This is a genomic window from Vibrio sp. Y176, assembly GCF_033438945.1.
Map to the genome: position 1 here is coordinate 1 of NZ_JAWOQS010000552.1, position 688 is coordinate 688.

The following is a 688-nucleotide window of genomic DNA, read 5'->3' on the forward strand; positions in this document are numbered from 1 at the left end:
TGAAATAGGTGATAGGCCGTAATAGTATTTGGATCCAGACGGCGAGGCTAATGCTCACTACAGTCAATAGCAGCGCAGCTCAAGTTTGCGTAATTACGATTTTTTGTAGTGAGATAGTGAGGAGATGCGTTGGTGATCCCAACGCCAATGATTATGTTCGCTTATTCGCATTCCGCCCACCCAGTAACATTGCTTTGCTCGCTTTTGGCCTGCTAAACACGCTTTGCCAAATTCGGTCAGAGTAACTTTTTGTTCCCACCAATTTTTCTCTAATGAGTCGATAGCGAAAAGCGGCACTTCGGATTGAGTAAGTGGTAACAGTAAGGCGTAAAACATGACATCACCTAAAAAAGGCAGCGGTTCAATTTGCTGATACCGCTTGAACCACTCTGTTACAGAGATGGGTGAACGCTGTGAACTCAATACATTTAAAGCAAGCTGTTGAGTCATGCTCAAACCGCTATTGGTATGAGGCAGTTCTTGCAAGAGACGCCTAAGCACATCGGACATGTTCGGTAAGCAATCCAGTTGATGTTGATCTATCAAACTGACGATAGCTTTTGGTGAGGAACATGACACTGCTTGCCAACACTGCTTTGCTTGGCTCAATAACTTAGCAGATACGGGTTTACGGTATCGCCAACAAGAACGAATAGCTTCTTCAGGCAACTGCCCAAAGCCGATGAAT

1 pseudogene is annotated in these 688 nt (G+C 44.8%); it reads right to left on the bottom strand.

Annotation, left to right across the window (positions count from 1 at the left end):
• Window positions 1–93: 93 nt before the first annotated feature.
• Window positions 94–688 (bottom strand): annotated as a pseudogene (locus R7O13_RS27250) (hypothetical protein); the annotation flags it as partial.